The organism is Hydrogenophilus thiooxidans, assembly GCF_019049855.1.
Lineage (GTDB): Bacteria > Pseudomonadota > Gammaproteobacteria > Burkholderiales > Rhodocyclaceae > Hydrogenophilus > Hydrogenophilus thiooxidans.
Genome location: NZ_JAHLSY010000006.1, coordinates 25,938 through 44,094 on the forward strand (window position 1 = coordinate 25,938; position 18,157 = coordinate 44,094).

At 63.7% G+C, this 18,157-nt stretch carries 20 protein-coding genes; 12 read left to right on the forward strand and 8 right to left on the reverse strand.

Going from position 1 to position 18,157, the window contains the following annotated elements; all coding sequences use genetic code 11:
• Positions 1 to 3 precede the first annotated feature (3 nt).
• Positions 4 to 381 (forward strand): CopD family protein, encoded by a 378-nt coding sequence (locus KUL93_RS04315; protein WP_249419252.1) that lies wholly within the window; start codon positions 4 to 6, stop codon positions 379 to 381.
• Positions 382 to 397: 16 nt separating this feature from the next.
• Positions 398 to 1,633 (forward strand): THUMP domain-containing class I SAM-dependent RNA methyltransferase, encoded by a 1,236-nt coding sequence (locus tag KUL93_RS04320; RefSeq protein ID WP_217125869.1) that lies wholly within the window; start codon positions 398 to 400, stop codon positions 1,631 to 1,633.
• Positions 1,634 to 1,670: 37 nt separating this feature from the next.
• Here KUL93_RS04320 and KUL93_RS04325 read toward each other — a convergent pair whose 3' ends face one another.
• Both KUL93_RS04325 and KUL93_RS04330 read right to left on the reverse strand, forming a co-directional pair.
• Positions 1,671 to 2,804: a PilT/PilU family type 4a pilus ATPase gene (locus tag KUL93_RS04325; RefSeq protein ID WP_217125870.1), complete on the reverse strand. Its 1,134-nt coding sequence runs from the start codon at positions 2,802 to 2,804 to the stop codon at positions 1,671 to 1,673.
• A gap of 19 nt (positions 2,805 to 2,823) precedes the next feature.
• The gene (locus KUL93_RS04330; RefSeq protein WP_217125871.1) at positions 2,824 to 3,864 is read right to left on the reverse strand and encodes a type IV pilus twitching motility protein PilT; all 1,041 of its coding nucleotides are present in this window, start codon (positions 3,862 to 3,864) and stop codon (positions 2,824 to 2,826) included.
• 102 nt (positions 3,865 to 3,966) lie between these two features.
• Between KUL93_RS04330 and KUL93_RS04335 the strand changes: the two genes are divergently transcribed.
• From KUL93_RS04335 to KUL93_RS04355, 5 genes are read left to right on the forward strand one after another with little or no spacing between them, the layout of a single operon-like run.
• Positions 3,967 to 4,728 carry a YggS family pyridoxal phosphate-dependent enzyme gene (locus KUL93_RS04335; protein WP_217125872.1) on the forward strand — a complete coding sequence of 254 codons (762 nt, stop codon included), beginning with the start codon at positions 3,967 to 3,969 and terminating at the stop codon, positions 4,726 to 4,728.
• A complete protein-coding gene (gene proC / locus KUL93_RS04340) occupies positions 4,719 to 5,525 on the forward strand; it encodes a pyrroline-5-carboxylate reductase (RefSeq protein WP_217125873.1) in 807 nt (268 codons plus the stop codon). The genes KUL93_RS04335 and proC overlap by 10 nt, the downstream gene beginning before the upstream one ends.
• Complete coding sequence (locus tag KUL93_RS04345) at positions 5,526 to 6,119, forward strand: YggT family protein (protein WP_217125874.1); 594 nt, start codon at positions 5,526 to 5,528, stop codon at positions 6,117 to 6,119.
• 16 nt (positions 6,120 to 6,135) lie between these two features.
• On the forward strand, positions 6,136 to 6,426 hold the full coding sequence (locus KUL93_RS04350) for a DUF167 domain-containing protein (RefSeq protein WP_249419254.1): 291 nt from the start codon (positions 6,136 to 6,138) through the stop codon (positions 6,424 to 6,426).
• Between the two features lie 23 nt (positions 6,427 to 6,449).
• Complete coding sequence (locus KUL93_RS04355; RefSeq protein WP_217125876.1) at positions 6,450 to 6,842, forward strand: NusG domain II-containing protein; 393 nt, start codon at positions 6,450 to 6,452, stop codon at positions 6,840 to 6,842.
• Here KUL93_RS04355 and KUL93_RS04360 read toward each other — a convergent pair.
• Genes KUL93_RS04360 through KUL93_RS04385 form a run of 6 tightly spaced genes read right to left on the reverse strand, consistent with a single transcriptional unit; the run spans position 6,832 to position 13,065 of the window.
• The gene (locus KUL93_RS04360; RefSeq protein ID WP_217125877.1) at positions 6,832 to 8,157 is read right to left on the reverse strand and encodes a dihydroorotase; all 1,326 of its coding nucleotides are present in this window, start codon (positions 8,155 to 8,157) and stop codon (positions 6,832 to 6,834) included. The genes KUL93_RS04355 and KUL93_RS04360 overlap by 11 nt on opposite strands.
• Positions 8,154 to 9,131 (reverse strand): aspartate carbamoyltransferase catalytic subunit, encoded by a 978-nt coding sequence (locus KUL93_RS04365; protein WP_217125878.1) that lies wholly within the window; start codon positions 9,129 to 9,131, stop codon positions 8,154 to 8,156. The genes KUL93_RS04360 and KUL93_RS04365 overlap by 4 nt, the downstream gene beginning before the upstream one ends.
• Positions 9,128 to 9,652: a bifunctional pyr operon transcriptional regulator/uracil phosphoribosyltransferase PyrR gene (gene pyrR / locus KUL93_RS04370; protein ID WP_217125879.1), complete on the reverse strand. Its 525-nt coding sequence runs from the start codon at positions 9,650 to 9,652 to the stop codon at positions 9,128 to 9,130. Before pyrR ends, KUL93_RS04365 begins: the two co-directional genes overlap by 4 nt.
• Positions 9,615 to 10,124 carry a Holliday junction resolvase RuvX gene (ruvX, locus tag KUL93_RS04375; RefSeq protein ID WP_217125880.1) on the reverse strand — a complete coding sequence of 170 codons (510 nt, stop codon included), beginning with the start codon at positions 10,122 to 10,124 and terminating at the stop codon, positions 9,615 to 9,617. The genes pyrR and ruvX overlap by 38 nt, the downstream gene beginning before the upstream one ends.
• Positions 10,117 to 10,683 carry a YqgE/AlgH family protein gene (locus tag KUL93_RS04380; protein WP_217125881.1) on the reverse strand — a complete coding sequence of 189 codons (567 nt, stop codon included), beginning with the start codon at positions 10,681 to 10,683 and terminating at the stop codon, positions 10,117 to 10,119. The genes ruvX and KUL93_RS04380 overlap by 8 nt, the downstream gene beginning before the upstream one ends.
• A gap of 18 nt (positions 10,684 to 10,701) precedes the next feature.
• On the reverse strand, positions 10,702 to 13,065 hold the full coding sequence (locus KUL93_RS04385; RefSeq protein WP_217125882.1) for a penicillin-binding protein 1A: 2,364 nt from the start codon (positions 13,063 to 13,065) through the stop codon (positions 10,702 to 10,704).
• Between the two features lie 94 nt (positions 13,066 to 13,159).
• On the opposite strand from KUL93_RS04385, the gene pilM reads away from it, so the two are divergent.
• Genes pilM through KUL93_RS04410 form a run of 5 tightly spaced genes read left to right on the forward strand, consistent with a single transcriptional unit; the run spans position 13,160 to position 18,149 of the window.
• Positions 13,160 to 14,197 (forward strand): type IV pilus biogenesis protein PilM, encoded by a 1,038-nt coding sequence (gene pilM, locus KUL93_RS04390; protein ID WP_249419256.1) that lies wholly within the window; start codon positions 13,160 to 13,162, stop codon positions 14,195 to 14,197.
• A complete protein-coding gene (locus KUL93_RS11695; protein ID WP_217125884.1) occupies positions 14,194 to 14,784 on the forward strand; it encodes a PilN domain-containing protein in 591 nt (196 codons plus the stop codon). The genes pilM and KUL93_RS11695 overlap by 4 nt, the downstream gene beginning before the upstream one ends.
• A complete protein-coding gene (locus KUL93_RS04400; RefSeq protein ID WP_217125885.1) occupies positions 14,781 to 15,443 on the forward strand; it encodes a type IV pilus inner membrane component PilO in 663 nt (220 codons plus the stop codon). Before KUL93_RS11695 ends, KUL93_RS04400 begins: the two co-directional genes overlap by 4 nt.
• Positions 15,440 to 16,027, forward strand: coding sequence for a pilus assembly protein PilP (locus KUL93_RS04405; RefSeq protein WP_217125886.1), 588 nt, complete (start codon positions 15,440 to 15,442; stop codon positions 16,025 to 16,027). Before KUL93_RS04400 ends, KUL93_RS04405 begins: the two co-directional genes overlap by 4 nt.
• 28 nt (positions 16,028 to 16,055) lie before the next feature.
• Positions 16,056 to 18,149 carry a type IV pilus secretin PilQ gene (locus tag KUL93_RS04410; RefSeq protein WP_249419258.1) on the forward strand — a complete coding sequence of 698 codons (2,094 nt, stop codon included), beginning with the start codon at positions 16,056 to 16,058 and terminating at the stop codon, positions 18,147 to 18,149.
• The last annotated feature ends 8 nt before the right edge of the window (positions 18,150 to 18,157 follow it).

Here is an 18,157-nt window from a genome sequence, read left to right on the forward strand (position 1 = left end):
TTGATGACTTCGTGGTTCGCGGGGCTCTTTTATTTGCCGCGAATCTTTGTCAATCTGGCGATGGAGGAGCACGCCGTGGCACGCGACCGGCTGCTCCTCATGGCGCGCAAACTTTTTCGCTTCATGACGCCGCTTGGGGTTTTGGCGGTGCTCTTTGGTCTCTGGCTCTGGTTCGGCTTCGGTTTTTCCGGAGGTTGGTTGCACACGAAGACGACGCTGGTGGGATTGTTGATCGCCTACCACGCCTATTGTGGCGTGCTGCTCAACCGTTTCGAGGCAGGCGCCAATACCCGCTCCCACCTCTGGTATCGGTTTTACAACGAGATCCCGGTGGTGATCCTGACCTTCGTGGTCTTTCTCGTCGTGTTGAAGCCGTTCTAAGGCCGGGAAGGGCGTCGTGTCGAATCGGTTGCGCGCCTTTGCGCCGTGCCCGCGCGGGATGGAGCCGTTTCTGAGTGACGAATTGACCGCGGCGGGGGCTATCGAGATCGCAATGCGCCCGGGCGGTGTCGCTTTTACCGGGGATTGGCCGGTTCTCATGCGGGTAAGCCTCACCAGCCGGATCGCAACGCGGGTGTTGGTCGCGTTGGGGGGCGGTGCGTTGCCGCACGGCAGGCGGCGTGGCGAAGAGGGGGCGGCGCTCTACCGCTTGGCGCGAACCATTGCGTGGTCGAAATGGATATCGCCCGATGCGCGGCTGCGTGTCGATCTCACCGTGACGCGAGCGGCATGCACCGACGCGGTTCCTTTTCTCACGCTGCGGGTGAAAGACGCGATCTGCGACGCACTCCGCGCCCAGTGCGGTCGCCGCCCCAGCGTCGACAAACACGATCCGACGTTCCGGGTCGTGGTCTTTCTCGACGAACGGGGGGCGACCTTCTATTGGGATACGAGCGGCGCGCCGCTTACGCAGCGCGGGTTCAAGTCAGCAAAGACCCTGGCACCGCTCAAAGAGAACCTGGCTGCCGGGATTTTGCAGGTGATCGGGTGGACACCCACGTTGCCGCTGATCGACCCGATGTGTGGCAGCGGGACGTTCTTATTGGAAGCGGCGATGCGCGCCTATGCGATTCCCCCGGGGCTTTTTCGCGCGTTTGCGTTCGAACAGTGGCACGGGCTCGACCGTCAGGCCTGGGCGCAGCTTCGCAACACCTTACGGATCGAGACCGCCCGGCACATCGCGACGCTGCGGGCAAACCGCACGGAGCCGCGCCTCTTTGCTGCCGACGCCGATCCGCGGCAGATTGCCGCAGCGCAGCACAATTGGCAGAGGCTCGAAGCCGCAGTGGAAACGCCGCTACCGATCGAGTGGGAGGTTGCCGCAGCAGAGGCGCTCGAGCCGCCGTCCGAAGTACCGCCGGGCTATTGGGTGTCCAATCCCCCTTATGGCGTCCGTTTGGCCGAAACCGAAGCGCTCGCGGCGTGGTACCCGCTCTTGGGCAACGCTCTCAAACGGCGCTGGGCGGGTTGGACGGCCCACTTCTTGACTGCCGACCCACGATTCGCCAAGCGCATCGGCTTACGGCCAGCGGCGAAGTGGCACCTCGACAACGGGCAATTGCGCTGCGTGCTGCTGCGCTATCCGATCGTTGCCGGTTCGCTCAAAGAGGGCGCTCGTTGCCCCGTTGCATGAGCAGCGGGTGGGTGCTGAGCGTGGCAGAGGCCCCCTTTTACACGATATCGAGCCCTTCTGGGACTTCCACTTCCGGTTTGTCGGGGCGTTTGCTGTGGAGTTTGATCTGGATGCGCAGGTCATTGACCGAATCGGCGTAACGCAGTGCGTCTTCGTACCGGATCAGCCCCGCTTCGTAAAGGTCGAAAAGGGCCTGGTCGAAGGTCTGCATCCCCAGCTCACGCGATCGCTTCATCACCTCTTTGATTTCAGGGACGTTCCCTTTGAAGATCAGTTCGGCAATGAGCGGTGTGTTGAGGAGGATCTCAACCGCAGCGACGCGCCCAGAGCCAGTTGCGCGCGGCAGGAGCCGCTGCGAGACGATCGCTTTGAGGTTGAGCGACAGGTCCATCAGCAGCTGTTGTCGCCGGTCTTCGGGGAAAAAGTTGATGATGCGATCGAGCGCCTGGTTGGTGCTGTTTGCGTGCAGCGTCGCCAAGCAGAGGTGCCCCGTTTCGGCAAAGGCGATCGCAAACTCCATCGTTTCACGGTCGCGGATCTCGCCCATCATGATCACGTCGGGCGCTTGCCGCAGCGTATTTTTGAGCGCCACTTCCCAACTGTCGGTGTCGATTCCAATCTCGCGCTGCGACACCAGGCATTTCTTATGGGAGTGGACGAATTCGATCGGATCTTCGATGGTGATGATGTGGCCGCGGCTGTGCTCGTTGCGCCAATCGATGAGCGCCGCAAGCGAAGTCGATTTCCCCGTACCGGTGCCGCCGACGAAGATCACGAGCCCGCGTTTGACCATCGCTACCTCTTTGAGGACAGCGGGCAGGCGCAGTTCATCTAGGGTTGGGATGGTGTCGGGGATCGTGCGAAAGACGAGCGACACCCCCCCTTTGGCGCGGTAGGCGTTTACCCGGAAGCGGCCGATGTTGGCGGGGGATATCGCGAAATTGCACTCTTTCGTGGCTTCGAATTCGGCGGCTTGGCGGTCGTTCATCACCGCGCGGGCGATCGCCTGCGTATGGGCGGCAGTAAGCGGCTGGCTCGATTGCGGCTGAAGCGCCCCGTCGATCTTGATCGCGGGGGGGAAATCGGGGGCGATGAAGAGGTCGGAGCCGTTGCGCTCTTTGACCCGCCGGAGAAGATCGATGGTGAAGGTCAACGCTTGGTCGCGCTGCATCGAGGGGCTCCTTGGGGGATCAACGGAATGCGTCTTTGTTCACGGCATAGGCGCGCGCTTCGTCGGGCGCAACGAGATGGCGCGCGACCAATTGTTGCAGCGACTGGTCGAGCGTCTGCATTCCCAACGCTTGGCTCGTCTGGATGATCGAGTACATCTGCGCGATCTTGTTTTCGCGGATGAGGTTGCGAATCGCAGGCGTGCCGATCATGATTTCGTGCGCGGCGACGCGCCCGCTGCCGTCACGCCGCTTCAAAAGCACTTGCGCAATCACCGCGCGCAGCGATTCGGAGAGCATCGCGCGCACCATCTCTTTTTCGGCAGCGGGGAAGACGTCGACGATTCGGTCGATCGTCTTTGCCGCTGACGAGGTGTGTAGCGTCCCGAAGACCAGGTGGCCGGTTTCGGCGGCAGTCAGTGCGAGCCGAATCGTTTCGAGGTCCCGCATCTCCCCCACCAGGATCACATCCGGGTCTTCGCGCAGCGCCGAACGGAGCGCGTTCTCGAACGAGAGGGTGTCGCGATGGACCTCACGCTGGTTGATGAGCGATTTTTTCGCTTCGTGCACGAACTCGATCGGATCTTCGATGGTGAGGATATGAAGCGGCTGCGTGGTGTTGAGGTAGTCGATCATCGCCGCCAGCGTCGTTGATTTCCCAGAACCGGTGGGGCCGGTGACGAGCACGATGCCGCGCGGCTGGTCGCAGATCGTCTTGAAGACCGCCGGGGCGTCGAGCTCTTCGAGGGTGAGCACTTTGCTGGGAATGGTGCGAAAGACTGCGCCCATGCCGCGGCTTTGCATGAAGGCGTTGACCCGAAAGCGCGCCAGTTTCGGAATCTCAAACGAGAAGTCGGCTTCGAAATGGGCTTCGAACGCTTTGCGTTGCGCGTCGGTCATGATGTCATAGACGAGCGCCTTGACGTCGGCGTCGGTAAGCGCCGGCAGATTGACGCGCCGGATGTCGCCGTGGATGCGCAGCAACGGCGGTAACCCCGCCGAAAGGTGAAGGTCTGATGCTTTGTTCTTGACCGCAAATGCAAGCAGTTCGGCGATGTCCATCGAGCAGTCTCCCGCATCTGGTCCCGCTATGGTAGCGCAATTTGTCGGTGCTATACTCGTTGCGGTCGCAAACGATCGACGAAACGGAGCAGTATGCACGGTATGAGTGAGGACGCCGCAGCCGCGATCGCCGCACGGGTCGCCGCGGTGCGGGCGCAAATCGCCGAAGCGGCAGCGCGCCTGGGGCGGGATCCGGCAACGGTGACGCTGGTGGCGGTGAGTAAAACGCAGCCAGCTGCCGCGATCCGTGCCGCGTTTGCCGCAGGGTTGCGCGTCTTCGGCGAAAACTACGTGCAGGAGGCGGTCGCCAAACAGGCGGAACTTGCCGATCTGCCGATCGAATGGCATTTCATCGGACCGATTCAACGCAACAAAACGCGGGCGATCGCCGCGGCGTTCGACTGGGTCCATTCGCTCGACCGCCTGGAAGTGGCGCAGCGCTTTGCCGAGCAGCGGGATCCCGCGCGCGGCCCGCTCAACGTGATGGTGCAGGTGAATGTGAGTGGGGAGGCGAGCAAAGCCGGTGTCGCGCCAGAAGCGGTGGTGGCGCTTGCGAAAGCGATCGCGCACCTGCCGCAGCTCAACCTGGTGGGATTGATGACGATCCCCGAGCCGAGCGCCGATCCCGAACTGCTTGCGCGCCGCTTTCGAACGGTGCGGGAACTGCGCGACACGTTGCAGCGCGAAGGCTTGCCCGTATGGGCGCTGTCGATGGGGATGAGTAGCGACTGGTCAGTGGCGCTTGCCGAAGGGGCGACCCATCTGCGCATCGGTAGCGCCCTTTTTGGACCCAGGCCGCGCAAAACACCACGGCCGAAGGGGGGTGGAGACGCGTCAGGAGAAGGAGCAAAAACATGCGGTTGAGTTTTTTGGGGGGCGGCAATATGGCCGAAGCGATCCTGGGTGGGCTGGTTGATCGACGCGTGACCGACGCGAAACGGATCCACGTCGTCGATCCCAACCCCGATCGCCGCGCGGCGCTCGCGAGTCGCTACGGTGTGCAGGCGCTTGCGGTGGTGGATGACCCCTTTTTCGAAACCGATCTGATCGTGCTTGCCGTCAAACCCCAGGTGGTTGCCGCTGCGCTCGCGCCGCTTGCGGGGCGGGTCGGGCGCACGCCCGTCTTGTCGATCATGGCGGGGGTGCCGATCGCGCGGATCGCCGACTTGCTCAGGGAAGCAGCGCCGATCATCCGCGCGATGCCCAACACCCCGGCGTTGGTGGGGGCAGGAATGAGCGGGCTCTATGCCCCGCCGACGGTAAGCGCGACCGCACGGCAGTCGGCGCAGAAGGTGATGGAAGCGGTGGGTGAGGTGGTCTGGGTGGAGAGCGAAGCGGTAATCGACGCGGTGACCGCGGTCTCCGGCAGCGGTCCAGCGTACGGGTTCCTCTTCATGGAAGCGCTCGCCCGCGCGGGTGTCGAGCTGGGGTTACCCGCCGACGTGGCGCGCCGTTTGGCGGTCGGGACCCTACTGGGCGCTGCGAAACTTGCCGACGCGAGTGCGGACCCCTTGGACGTGTTGCGTGCCCGTGTCACTTCACCGGGCGGAACTACTGCCGCGGCGCTGGAGGTGTTGCGCGCGCGCGAGTGGGACCGCATTCTCGAGACTGCGGTTGCAGCGGCGTACCAGCGCGCGCAAGCGCTCGCGAAAGGAGCGTAAATGGCGTTCGGGCAACTCTTCGACCTCATTTTCGGAACGGTTTTCAACGGGCTTTCGGCCCTCTTTTGGATTGCGTTCTTGATGCGCTGGCGGCGAATTTCGTTCTTTCTGCCGGGTGGCGCGTTCGTGCTCACCCTCACCGAATGGGCGGCGCGGCCGGTGCGACGCCTGTTGCCGCGGGCGCGGCTTGACTGGAGCTGCGTGCTCTTGGCGTGGGTGAGCCAAATGGTGTTGATTGGCCTCAAGTTCGCGGTGTTGGGCCATCTGCCCAGCCTGCCGCTTTTTGGCGCTCTGGGGGTGATGGTGGTGGGCGGGGCGCTCGAGACCCTCTATGTCCTGGGGTACCTGGTTTTTTGGGTCGTGCTGGTTTCGGCGTTGCTCACCTGGTTACAGCCCAATGCTCCGCTTGCGCCGGTGCTCCACGCGCTTGCCGATCCCTTCCTCGATCCGATCCGCCGTTTCGTGCCGACGATCGGCGGGGTCGACCTCAGTCCGGTGATCCTCTTCCTTGCGCTCAACCTGCTCGCGATCGTTGGCGGTGAGCTCCGATTCATGGTCGTGCGCGGCTTGTTGGCGGCATCCGTGGGGGGATGACGTGCCGGGTTGGCAGATGCATCCAGAAGGGGTGTTGTTGTTCCTACATGTGCAGCCCGGCGCAAAGCGCAGCGCTTGGGCCGGGCGCCACGGCGATGCGCTCAAAGTGCGGATCGCGGCGCCCCCTGTGGAGGGGAAGGCGAATGCAGCGCTCAGCGCTTTTTTGGCCGAAACCTTTGCCCTGCGTCCGAGCGCAGTGACTTTGGTCGGTGGCGACACGTCTCGAACCAAGCGGGTGTTGTTGCGTTGTGACGCGAACGAGCGTGCCGCGATTCTGACCCGTTTGGGTGAGCTGTTCCCGCATTGACCGTGGTGGTGGGACACACGGCAATGCGGCACGCGACGTGGCGCGGGTGGCAGCACCTGTTGCGTCCCGGGGACTGGGGGGCTCTCGCGATTGGCGTCGCGGCGGTGGTCGCGTCGCTGACGTGGCTATTGCAGGCGGGGGCACCCACCCACGCGGTGGTGCGTGTGGCGGGCCGTGTCGTCGGAACGTATCCCCTCGACCACCCCCAAACCATTGAGGTAGTCGGCGCGTTGGGTGTCACGGTGATCGCAATCGCGCCGGGGCGTGCGCGGGTGGTGCGCGACCCGGGACCACGGCAGATCTGCGTCCAGCAAGGGTGGCTGACGCGCGCTGGGAGCGCTGCGATCTGCGCGCCCAATGAGGTGACCGTGGAGCTCACCGGACGCACGCGCCTTTACGATTCGCTCAATTTCTGAACGGTTCGGCTGCGCGTTCGAAGACGAAGACGCCGCGCCGCATCAGGTGGGTGACGCGACCCGTGAGCGGCAGACCCCACCACGGCGTGTTGTGCGCAGGCCCAACGAGCGACTGGGCGTCGACGATCCACGGTTCGTCGGGATCGAAAAGCATAAGGTCTGCCGGGGCGCCGACTGCAAGCCGCCCCCATTCGTCGTTATCGACGAGCGCGGCGGCGCGACTGCTCACTGGGGCAAGCGTCTGGGCAAGCGAAAGCCCCTGCGATTCGCCCCAGCGCAGTACGAGCGGCAGGAGCGTTTCGAAGCCTGCGGCCCCGGGGGCGCTCTCCGAAAAGGGGTAGGCTTTCGCGTCACGACCCACGGTCGTGTGGTTTGAGGTGATGACGTCGATCGTACCGTCGGCAACTGCAGCGGCGAGCGCTTCCCGGTCGCGGCTGCTGCGCAGCGGCGGAATCACATGGGCGTTGGTATCGAACGCTCCGATGTCGCGTTCGGTCATCGTCAAATGGAGCGCCGAGACGCTTGCCGAGATGGGTAACCCTTCCTCTTTCGCGCGGCGGAGCAGCGCGACGCTGCGTTCGCTCGAGAGATTGACCACGTGGAGCCGAACCCCTGCTTCGGCCGCGAGTTCGATAAGCCGCGTGAGCGCGACCGTCTCCGCCGCGACGGGAATCGGCGGTAGCCCCAGGCGGGCGGCAACGACGCCGTCGTGGGCGCCACCCGGTAGGCTGAGGTCGGGGTCGGTGGCGGTGAGCCAGACGGGCAGGTCGAAGCTGGCGGCGTACTGCATCGCCCGCAGCAATGCCAGCGTGTCGCGCATCGGGCGATCGCCTTGCGAGAACGCGATGCAACCAGCGGCAGTAAGGCGCGCCATCTCCGCGAGTTGCTCGCCTTTGAGGCCGACGGTGAGTGCCCCCAGCGGCAGAGTGTCGGTGATCGCGGCGCGACGCGCGCGCTCGAGCAGCATTTCGACCAACCCCGGTTCGTCAAGCGGCGGGGCGGTATCGGGCGCCACCACCAGGTGGCCGATCCCGCCGGCGGCAGCACCGCGCAATTCCCGCTCCAAGCGGGTTTGTTGCTCGAGCACCGGACCGGTGAGGTGCGCGTAGGTGTCGACCAAAGCCGGGGCCAGCACGCGCCGCTCTGCGTCCCAGATCCGATCCGGGGTAAAACCGGGGATTGTCGGAGCGGTAGGAGAATCGGCTGGGTGTTCTTGAATCGCCACGATGCGGCCGTCGGCGATCGCAACCGCTCCGTACCCTTCCCGCCCCGACGCGGGGTCGACGAGGTAGGCGTTGGTGATCATCCACTTCATGTAAGACCTCCCGGGGCAACGCCCGCCAATAGGGTGAAGACGGCCATGCGAATCGCAATCCCAAACGTGACTTGTGGCAGGATCACCGCTTGGGGGCCGTCGGCGACGCTCGAGGCGATCTCCACGCCACGGTTCATCGGGCCTGGGTGCATCACGATCGCGTCGGGTTTCGCCCGTTTGAGCCGCTCGGGAGTGAGCCCCCAGCATTCGTGGTATTCGGCAGTGGTGGCGATGAAGGAGCCGTGCATGCGCTCATTTTGCAGCCGCAGCATCATGATCACGTCGACGCCGTCGAGCGCCTCGTCGAGGTCGTGGGTGACCCGTACGCCCAGTTCGCCGAGCGCTTTCGGCAGCAGCGTTTTCGGGCCGGCGACGCGCACTTCGGGAACGCCCAAGGTGGTGAGCGCCGCGATCTCCGAGCGCGCGACGCGGGAGTGGAGGACGTCACCGACCACCGCGACAGTGAGGCGGGTGAAGTCTTTCTTGTAGTGGCGGATGGTGTACATGTCGAGTAGCCCCTGGGTGGGGTGGGCATGGCGGCCGTCGCCGGCGTTGAGCACGCTCACGTGATCGAGCCCCCGTTCAGCGAGGTGTTGCGCGATGCGCACCGGGGCGCCGCTTGCGGCGTGACGGATCACGAACATGTCGGCCATCATCGCGCAGAGGTTGTCGATGGTGTCCAGGAGCGACTCCCCCTTCGCCGTGCTGCTCGTGGCGATATTGAGGTTGATGACGTCGGCAGAAAGACGCGTGGCAGCGATCTCGAAGGTGGTGCGGGTGCGGGTCGAATTTTCGAAGAAAATGTTGAAGACGCTCTTGCCGCGCAAAAGCGGCACTTTTTTCACCGCGCGTTCGGAGACCTCCAAGAACGAGTCGGCCAACGAAAAGATCTGCTGTAGGATCGGTTCGGGTAGCCCATCGAGCGTCAAGAGGTGACGCAGGCGCCCGTCGGGGGTGAGTTGGAGTGACGTCATGCAACGAGCTCCCAACGAAAGGTCTCTTGGTGGGTAACGATGAGTTCGAGCCGCACGTGGGCGGCAAGGGGGGTTGGACTGCGCCAGGGGCAAAAGTCGGCGCAGATCGGTAGTTCCCTACCGCCGCGATCGGCGAGTGCCGCAAGCCGTACGCACGCCGGGCGGCCGTAGTCGAAGAGCTCGTTGATCGCCGCGCGCACCGTCCGTCCGGTGTAGAGCACGTCGTCGATCAGCAGAATCCGTGCCCCTTCGACTGGGAACGGGAGTTCGCTGGGGCGAACGTCACGCCGCCCCAGACCCCGTTGCGCCAGATCGTCGCGGTAGAACGACACGTCGATCACCCCAAGGGGGAGCGTTGGCGCGAGCGCAGCGCGCAGCCGTTTGGCGATCCAGCTGCCGCCCGCGTGGATGCCGACGAACGCGTCGAAGGCATCGCGGTACGGCGCAACCGCGCGCTCGAGTTCGCGGTAGAGCGTCTCCGCGTCAGGGGGTGGCGGTATCGTAAGGCGTTCCGTATGCATGAGCGAGTGCTCCCGAAGGGTGGACGGTGGCGTGACCGTCGCAGAAGGTTTGCAGGATGAGCGCGGCGGCTACGGCGTCGAGGCGCGCTTTGCGCGCTTGCCAGCGGCGTTTGCCCGTTTCGCGCAGGAGCTGTTCGGCGTGTGCCGAAGTGAGTGACTCATCGACCCAGTAGATGGGTTTGGCGTAACGCGCGGTGAGGGTGTTCGCAAACGCAGTGATCGCGGGATGCATCGGGTGGGGGTCCCCAGTTGCGGGTGCGGGCGGCCACCCCACCACGAACCCCTTGGGCTGCCATTCGGCGACGAAAGCGTCGAATGCGTCCCAGAAACGGCCTTCGGGCTGCGCGGCCAGTGTGGTCAAGGGGGTCGCGATCGCAACGGGCAGTGTGGCAACCGCAACCCCAATCCGCGCGTTGCCGTAGTCGATCCCGAGCCAGACGCCAACGCTAGGGGCGCGCGCGCGCTCAGCCATGCCCGGCGCCTCCGACCAAGAAGCCCGGGCGCACGCCGAGCAGCGCGAGCGCTGCCTGATAGCGCGCTTCGGGTGGCGTGGAAAAGATGATCTCAGGGTTGGCGGGGACGGTCAACCAGTCGTTTCGGGCGATTTCGCTTTCCAGCTGACCTTCCCCCCAGCCGGCGTGTCCCAGTAAGACCAGGAAGTCGCGGACCGCGTTCGTGTCGCCCAAGCTCGGCAAGATGTCCCGCGACGAGGTGAGCGCCATTTCGTCGGGTAGCGTCATCGAGCCCGCCCATTCGCCACTGGGGCGATGCAGGACGAATCCGCGTTCGGTCGCGACCGGCCCACCGTAGAACACCGGTGCGTCGGCAACGAGGGGGTTCACCGCGCCCGCTTCGACCCGCTCGAAGAGCTGCCCCAGGGTGATTTCGGTGGGACGGTTGATGATCAACCCCATCGCGCCTTGAGGGTGGTGTTCGACCAGATAGACCACCGTCTGGCGAAAATTGGGGTCGTTGAGCTCAGGCATCGCGACCAGGAAATGGTGTTTATAGCTGACGAAACGTTGTCCCATGGCGGTACTGGATCCTTCTTAGTTGAGGAAAGAGCGCTCCAAGATCGGCGCATAGGGCGTGCGCTCACTGGGGGGCGTTTCGGGAGTGGTGGGTAGCAGCCCCGGGTTCCCCCCCTCGCCGCCTTCCCCGTTGGGCGTAGGAGGATAGGGATCGGGCGGCGACAGTTCGGTGTAATAGTACTCGGGTCGGCCGTCGAGGATCGTGGTCGTGATTCCCGATGGCATCGGCAAATAGGTTTCCGGAACGCCCGCAAGCGCCGTCTGCATGAAGTCGATCCAGATCGGCAGTGCCGCCCGGCCACCGGTCTCCCGTTTGCCGAGCGGTTTGGGCTGGGGGTAGCCCACCCAGGTGACCGCAACGAGGCTCGGGTGGTAGCCGGCGAACCAGGCGTCGACCGCGTCGTTGGTGGTGCCCGTTTTGCCCGCGAGGTCGTTGCGTTTGAGGGCACGTCGCGCTGCGGCGCCCGTGCCCCGTTCGACCACGGTGTGGAGCATCGAATCGATCAACCAGGCATTGCGTGCTGGAATCGCCCGCAGGCGCTCATCCCCGGCCAATGGGGGCTGCGCTTTCCAAAGCAGCGTTCCTTGTCCGTCGCGAATCTCCTCGATCAGGTAGGGCTCGATCAGATACCCCCCGTTTGCGAAGACCGCGTAGGCACGCGCCAACGTCCACGGGCTGGTCTCCCCGGCGCCAAGGACCATGGTGAGATACGGGGGGTGCCGTTTCGGATCGAACCCGAAGCGGGTAATCCACTGTTGCGCGTATTGCGGGGTGATGTCGTGGAGGATCCGCACCGCCGGTAGGTTCTTCGAGTGGGCAAGCGCATCGCGCACCCGCATCCACCCTTCGTATTTGTCGTCGTAATTTTTCGGCGCCCACTCCTTGCTACCCGTGATCTCGGGGCCGAAGACGATCGGGGCGTCCTCGATCCAGCTGCCCGGCATCCACCCCTTTTCGAGCGCAGCCGAGTAGATGAAAGGTTTGAACGCCGATCCCGGTTGCCGAAAACCCTGCGTGGCGTAATTGAATTTGGCGAGTTCGAAATCGTAGCTTCCGGCAAGCGCTCGGACCGCACCGGTGGTGGGGTCGAGCGCCACGAGCGCCGCTTGCGCATCGGGCAGTTGCGTCGCTTCCCATTCCCCTTGCTCGTTTTGCCGAATACGGATCACGGCGCCGGGACGAATCTGGAGCGTCGCGGGCGCACGCGGCGCGAGCGCGCGCTCGAGGAACGCGATCCCTTTGCCGGTCAAAGAGAGAGTTTTGCCGTTGCGCCAGACCGTGATCGCTTTCGGTGCGACGGTGAGGACGACCGCGGCGAGCGCTTCGGGCGCGTCTGGGTAGGCTTCGAGCGCTTCCGCAAGCGCCCCAGGGTCCCGCGACTGTAAGAGATGAAGAGGAACTTCACCTTCCGGCCCGCGAAAGCCTTGGCGCTGGTCGTAGGCGATCAACCCACGGCGCACGGCGGCTTCGGCTTCCCGCTGCCATTTCGGGTCGACCGTCGTGTACACTTGCAGCCCCGCGGTCATCGCGGTTTCGACGCCGTAGCGATCGACGATCATTTGTCGGACCAGTTCGGCGACGTGGCCGCCCCACGGGATCGGGCTCGTGACCGTATCGAACTTGGCGCCGCCCGCAAGCGCGAGCGGTTCTGCCTTCGCGCGTTCGTACTGGGTCGCGTCGATATACCCAGCCTCGCGCATGCGCCGCAGCACATATTCGCGCCGCGCCAATGCGCCATCCGGGTTGCGGTAGGGGTTGAGTTGCGACGGTGCTTTGGGAAGACCCGCTAGGAGTGCGCTTTCGGCGAGCGTGAGCGCTTGGATCGGCTTGCCGAAATAGACCTGTGCTGCGGCCGCGAACCCATAAGCGCGGTGGCCCAGGTAGATTTGGTTCATGTAGAGCGTCAAGATCTGGTCTTTGGTGAGCTCTCGTTCCAATTTGATCGCCAGTAGGATTTCGTAGAATTTGCGCCAATAGCTCTTTTCGCGCGTCAGGTAGAAATTGCGCGCCACTTGCATCGTGATCGTCGAGCCCCCTTGCGCTTTGGCCCCGGTGATGAAGTTTGCGAGCGCGGCGCGGACGATGCCTTGCGGATCGACGCCAGGGTGTTCGTAGAAGTGCTCGTCCTCTGCTGCCAGAATCGCGGCTTTCAAATGATCCGGGACAGCGGTAATCTCGACGACCACCCGCCGTTCTTCCCCGAATTCCGCGATTTTTTCGCCGTTTTTTGCGTAGATGCGTAACGGCATTTTGGGGCGATAATCGACGAGTTGCGTGACGTCAGGTAGCTCCTGCCACGCAAAGAGGATGGTGGTGGCGATCACGGCAAGCGGCGTCATGAGGAGCGCAAACGCGATGGCCGTCCATTTGAGCAAACGCATACTATTGTCTTGACAGCGGGCGGAGATTCGCCGATTATAGCTTTGCTGCCGCAAAAGCGCGTTTTTTATCGATCGAGGGGAGGCGTTGCGTTCGATGCTGCGGTTGGGACGACACCAAAAAACGGGGGAGGGCGTTGGCATCGATTTGGGGCCGTCGGCCGTCAAAGCAGTCAAGCTCGAGCGGCGGCGAGAGGCAGTGGCGCTTGCGAGCGTTGCCACCGTGCCGTGTGAAAGTGGGTGGTATTCAGCCGCTGGCGTAGGCAATCAAAAGGCGGTGGTGCGCGCGCTCATGCAGGTGGGCCAAATGCTGGGGGGCGTCCGAGCGGCAGTGATGGCGCTTCCCGATAGCGCGGTGATGCAGCGCAGCGTCGTCTTTCCCGCCGGTCTGTCCGAACGGGAAGAGGAAGAGCAGGTGCTTGCCGAATTGGCCCGAATGTCCCCTTTCCCAGTCGAGGAGTTGCGTGCTGACTGGCAGGTGGTCGGGCCTGGCGCCGAACCGGAGACCGAACGGGTGGTGATCGTCGCCACCCGCCAAGAACGGGTCGAAGCGATGCAGCTCCTTGCCGAAGAGGCGGGGTTTGCCCTCGCCCACCTGGACGTGGAAGGTCTGGCATTGCGTCGGGCGGCGCTGCGCGCGGAACTGCTCTCTGGCGTCACGGCGCTCATCGATGCCGGTGAAGAGACGATCGAGCTCGTCGTCTGGGTCAATGGCGAGCGGCGCTTCGACCGCAGCCAGTCGTTCGAAGCCGGTCGGGTTCGCCGTGACTTGGCGCGGTTTCTGCGTTCGAACGAGGCGGCTACTCAGATGCTCTCGTCGAATCGATGGAGTGAAGCGGCAAACGCGGAAGTGCTGCAACCCTTTTTGGCGAAATTCGCGTTTGAAGTTGCCAATCTGCTGAAATTTTTTCTCACCGCGTCCGAAGGGGTGGCGCAGATCAATCGGGTCCTGATTGCTGGTGGCGTTGCGGCACTACCCGGTGTGGTCGATGCGGTGCAAAGCATGGTTTCGCCGCCGGTGGCGCTGCTCAACCCCTGGGTGAAGCTCTCTGTCGCAGCGCGTTGGCAGGAGTGGTTGCCGGTTGCGCCGCGATTTGCGTTGGCAACCGGCTTGGCGTGGCGGGGGGTAGCGTGAATTCGATCGACATCGACCTTTTGCCGTGGCGGGAAGCGCTGCGCGAGCAGCGGCGACAGCGCTTCTATCTCGGTTTGGGTGGGGTGGCCCTGTGCGCCGCGCTCGTCGTCGCCGTCGGGTGGTGGTGGCTCGATTCCCTTTTGGCGCGCCAAACGGCGCGCAACCATTTCTTGGAACGAGAGAGTGCTGAGCTCGATCGGCAAATCGCCGAGATTCAGTCGTTGGAATCTCTGATTGCAGGGATTTTGGCCCGGAAAGAGGTGATCGAGTCGCTGCAATTGCGGCGCGTCGAACCGATCGCTGTCGTCGACGCGCTGCCGCGGTTGTTACCCGAGGGTGTGGCGCTCACCCAACTCGAGCGTCATGACGCCGAGGTCACCTTGCGCGGTCTCGCGCGCTCCAACGGCACGGTCTCAGAATTGATGCGCGCGCTGGAGTCTTCTCCCGATTTCCATCGCGTCCGCTTGATCGAAACGCAGGCAACCGAGGTCGACCGGCAAAGTGGCGTTCGATTCGCGCTGGTGGTCGCGATCGACCGAGACGCGATCGAGCAGCGCACAAGCCACACGGAAGGAACGGAACGATGAAGGCGCAATTTGCCCGGTTCGCTGCCCAGTTTCGCGATCTCGACCCGAACGATCCGGGATTGTGGCCGCTTGCGCCGCAGGTCACCGTTTGGGTCGTGGCTTTCGTTTTGGCCCTCTTTTTGGGATGGTACCTGTTGTGGAGCGACCAGATCGCGGCGATCGAAGCGGCGGTCGCCAAAGAGCCGGAGCTCAAAGAGCGGTGGTTGGCGAAGAAGCGGCTTGCAGTGAATTTGCCCCTGCTGCGCAACCAAGTGCAAGCAGCGGAAAAACAATTCGGTGACCTCTTGCAGCGTCTTCCCAGTCGCGCCGAAGTCGACGGTTTGCTGAAAGAGGCCCACCGTTACGGGTTGCAGCGCGGTTTGCGGTTCGAGCTCTTTCGGCCGGGGAATGAAAGTGTGAAAGAGTTCTATGCCGAATTGCCGGTGACGATCCGGTTGACGGGGGATTACCACCGCATCGCCGGGTTCCTCAGCGACGTCTCGTCGATGCCGCGCGTCGTCTCGTTCGCCGACGTGAAATTGACCGTTGCGAATCAACCCGCCGAAAATCCAACCCTGCAGATGGACGCCACGCTTTTTGCGTATCGTTATCTGGATGAGGAGGAGCGTGCAGCGCAGGCCTCGCAGAAGGGTGCCCAGACGGGAGGGAAGCGGCGATGAGCAGGCGTTTTTTGGCCCTCTGCGGTCGGTTCGCGGTGATGGGGGGGATGGCGCTTGCAGCCGGCTGTGGCCTCGTGGTCCCGCCCGACGGAAATGACGACCTGGTGCAGTGGATGGAGCAGTCGGCTGCGCCGCTCAAAGGGCGGGTCAAACCGTTACCGCAGGTGCGCACCGTGGTTCCCCTCACCTACGCGGCCTATGATTTGCCCGATCCCTTTGCCTTGTCGCGCTTCTTGCCGCCACCCCCCAAAGTCGAGGCGGCAGCGGTCGATCCCGGATTGCCCGCACCCGATTGGACGCGCGCACGCGAACCGCTCGAAGCGTTTGCGGTGGAGGATTTGGCGTTGCGCGGGGTTTTGGAGCAGAAGGGGGCGCGGTGGGGGTTGATCGCTGCACCAGACGGTAAATTGTATCGAGTGACGGTCGGCAATTATCTGGGCAAAGACTTTGGCCAAATCGTTGCGATCGAACCCGAAACAACCGATGCGGGGCGGCGGTGGCGGATCGTGCTGCGCGAATTGGTCCGTGACGACGAGGGACGTTGGCGGGAACGGGAACGCGAATTGGTAAGCCAAGGGGGGTAAGGTGCGAAGGGAATGGCGAGGTGTGGCAATGCGGTGGGTTGCCGGCTTCTGTGGACTGTGGCTAGCGCTCTCGGTCTGGGCGGCCCAGCTCACGGGCGTGGAACTGGTCGAGGGGGGGGATGGGCAGGCGAGTCTCCTCCTGCGGTTCGATGGGGCTACCCCTCAACCCGCCCACTTTCAGATGAGCGGACCGGCGCGCGCGATCTTCGACTTCGTCGGGGCCAAGAACGGGTTGGGGCGTTCCGAACAGCGTTTGGCGCGTGCCGGGGTCGAGCGGGTCTATCTGGTGGAGTCGGGACAACGGCTTCGCGTCGTTTTGGTGCTCGACGAGCCGGTGCCCTACGCGCTAACGGCGACCCCCGAAGGGTGGCGCATCGACTGGCGCCGTGCAGCGCTGCCCACGTCGGAACCGGTTGCCGACGCCATTGCAACTGTTGCGCCCGCACGAAGCGCGACCCCTGCAGCACCCGAGTTGGCGTTGGGGACCGCTGAAATTCGCGACGTCGATTTTCGTCGCGGCGAACGCGGTGAGGGGCGTATTGTCGTAACGTTCTCGTCGGCGAAGGTCTCGCCCGATTTGGTTCGCGCAGGTGACCACCTGGAAGTGCGTTTTCCCGACGTCCAGTTACCCGATCCGTTGCGCCGACGTTCGGACGTTCGCGATTTCGGCACACCAGTGGCCGAATTGCGCTTTGCGCAAAAGGGGCGCGATGCGGTGCTCTCGGTTTGGGCAAAGGGAGATTGGCAACCCACCGCGTACCAGGCGGATACGACCTTCGTCCTGGAGATCGCTGAACCGCCCAAAGAAGAGAACGATGCTGTTGCGGCGCTGCTCAAGCCGAAATACCAGGGTGAGCGCTTGACGCTTGACTTTCAAAACGTGGAAGTGCGGGCGCTGCTGCAGGTGCTCGCCGATTTCAGCGGCTTCAATATCATTGCGTCCGACACGGTTCAAGGGACGATCACCTTGCGGCTCAAAGACGTCCCCTGGGATCAGGCGCTCGATATCATCTTGCAGGCAAAAGGGCTCGACAAGCGGCAAAACGGCGCCATCATCTGGGTGGCTCCCACCCAAGAGATCGCGCAGCGCGAACAGGAGCGCTTGGCGGCGATCAACCAGCAGGTGGAAAAAGGGGTATTGCGCACCGAGTCGTTCCAGATCAACTACCACTCGGCGGCTGAGGTGCATCAGATGATCCTAAGTGGTCGCAGCAGCCGTGGCGGGGGGGGAGCGACCGGAAACGCCGCAGCGGGTCAGGGGTTTCTCTCCGCACGAGGTTCGGCAACGTTCGATGCGCGCTCCAACAAGCTCTTTGTGACCGACGTGGAAGAGCGTCTCGCTGCGGTGCGCGCGCTTTTGAAAGAGATCGACGTGCCGCCGAAGCAGGTGGTGATCGAAGCGCGCATCGTCGAAGCGACCACCAATTTCGGCCGGGAAATTGGTGCGCGGCTTGGGTTGGATGATGCGCGCATCCGCAGCCTGGGCGGTGGGGCGCTCTACACCATCGGGCCGTTCAACTGGCCCAATCGGGCGGGGCCCACCGTGTCCAATACCAATTACGGGTCGTTTGCGGTTTCGATCTTCAACCGATCGCTCACCCGCTACCTCAACCTCGAGCTCAACCTTGCCGAAGTCTCGGGGAACGGACGCATCATCTCGAGCCCCAAGATCATGACCGCGAACAACGTCAAAGCGCGGATCAGCGTCGGGGACGAGATCCCCTATGTGACCCCGGGAACCGCTACCCAAACGGCGACGGTCTCGTTCAAAGAGGCGGCGCTCGTGCTCGAAGTGACCCCGCAGCTTACCCCGGACGGGCGGGTGCGCATGGCGGTGGTCGTGGAGAAGAACCGCGCCGATTACACCCGTTCGGTGCAGGGCAACCCCCCCATTCTCAAGAAACAGATCACTACCGACGTGATCGTCGAAAATGGCGGGACGGTGGTGTTGGGGGGGCTTTTCGAAGAGAGCGATCAGCAAAATGAAAACAAAGTGCCGTTTTTGGGAGACCTTCCGCTCATGGGCAACCTCTTCAAGAACACCAACCGGACCGCGCAGCGAACCGAACTGATGATCTTTTTGACCCCACGCATCGTCAGCGACGATCTGCGCTTGCGCTAAGGTACACT

Coding starts and splice junctions, on each gene's coding strand:
- KUL93_RS04365 (WP_217125878.1), bottom strand. CDS start 9,131: ATGACGTCACTCCAACTCACCCCCGACGGGCGCCTGCGTCACCTCTTG.
- KUL93_RS04400 (WP_217125885.1), top strand. CDS start 14,781: ATGAAGGCGCAATTTGCCCGGTTCGCTGCCCAGTTTCGCGATCTCGAC.
- KUL93_RS04315 (WP_249419252.1), top strand. CDS start 4: ATGACTTCGTGGTTCGCGGGGCTCTTTTATTTGCCGCGAATCTTTGTC.
- pilM (WP_249419256.1), top strand. CDS start 13,160: ATGCTGCGGTTGGGACGACACCAAAAAACGGGGGAGGGCGTTGGCATC.
- KUL93_RS04360 (WP_217125877.1), bottom strand. CDS start 8,157: ATGAAGTGGATGATCACCAACGCCTACCTCGTCGACCCCGCGTCGGGG.
- KUL93_RS04385 (WP_217125882.1), bottom strand. CDS start 13,065: ATGCGTTTGCTCAAATGGACGGCCATCGCGTTTGCGCTCCTCATGACG.
- KUL93_RS04345 (WP_217125874.1), top strand. CDS start 5,526: ATGGCGTTCGGGCAACTCTTCGACCTCATTTTCGGAACGGTTTTCAAC.
- pyrR (WP_217125879.1), bottom strand. CDS start 9,652: ATGCATACGGAACGCCTTACGATACCGCCACCCCCTGACGCGGAGACG.
- KUL93_RS04325 (WP_217125870.1), bottom strand. CDS start 2,804: ATGCAGCGCGACCAAGCGTTGACCTTCACCATCGATCTTCTCCGGCGG.
- KUL93_RS04355 (WP_217125876.1), top strand. CDS start 6,450: ATGCGGCACGCGACGTGGCGCGGGTGGCAGCACCTGTTGCGTCCCGGG.
- ruvX (WP_217125880.1), bottom strand. CDS start 10,124: ATGGCTGAGCGCGCGCGCGCCCCTAGCGTTGGCGTCTGGCTCGGGATC.
- KUL93_RS04410 (WP_249419258.1), top strand. CDS start 16,056: ATGCGGTGGGTTGCCGGCTTCTGTGGACTGTGGCTAGCGCTCTCGGTC.
- KUL93_RS04330 (WP_217125871.1), bottom strand. CDS start 3,864: ATGGACATCGCCGAACTGCTTGCATTTGCGGTCAAGAACAAAGCATCA.
- proC (WP_217125873.1), top strand. CDS start 4,719: ATGCGGTTGAGTTTTTTGGGGGGCGGCAATATGGCCGAAGCGATCCTG.
- KUL93_RS04380 (WP_217125881.1), bottom strand. CDS start 10,683: ATGGGACAACGTTTCGTCAGCTATAAACACCATTTCCTGGTCGCGATG.
- KUL93_RS04405 (WP_217125886.1), top strand. CDS start 15,440: ATGAGCAGGCGTTTTTTGGCCCTCTGCGGTCGGTTCGCGGTGATGGGG.
- KUL93_RS04335 (WP_217125872.1), top strand. CDS start 3,967: ATGAGTGAGGACGCCGCAGCCGCGATCGCCGCACGGGTCGCCGCGGTG.
- KUL93_RS04350 (WP_249419254.1), top strand. CDS start 6,136: ATGCATCCAGAAGGGGTGTTGTTGTTCCTACATGTGCAGCCCGGCGCA.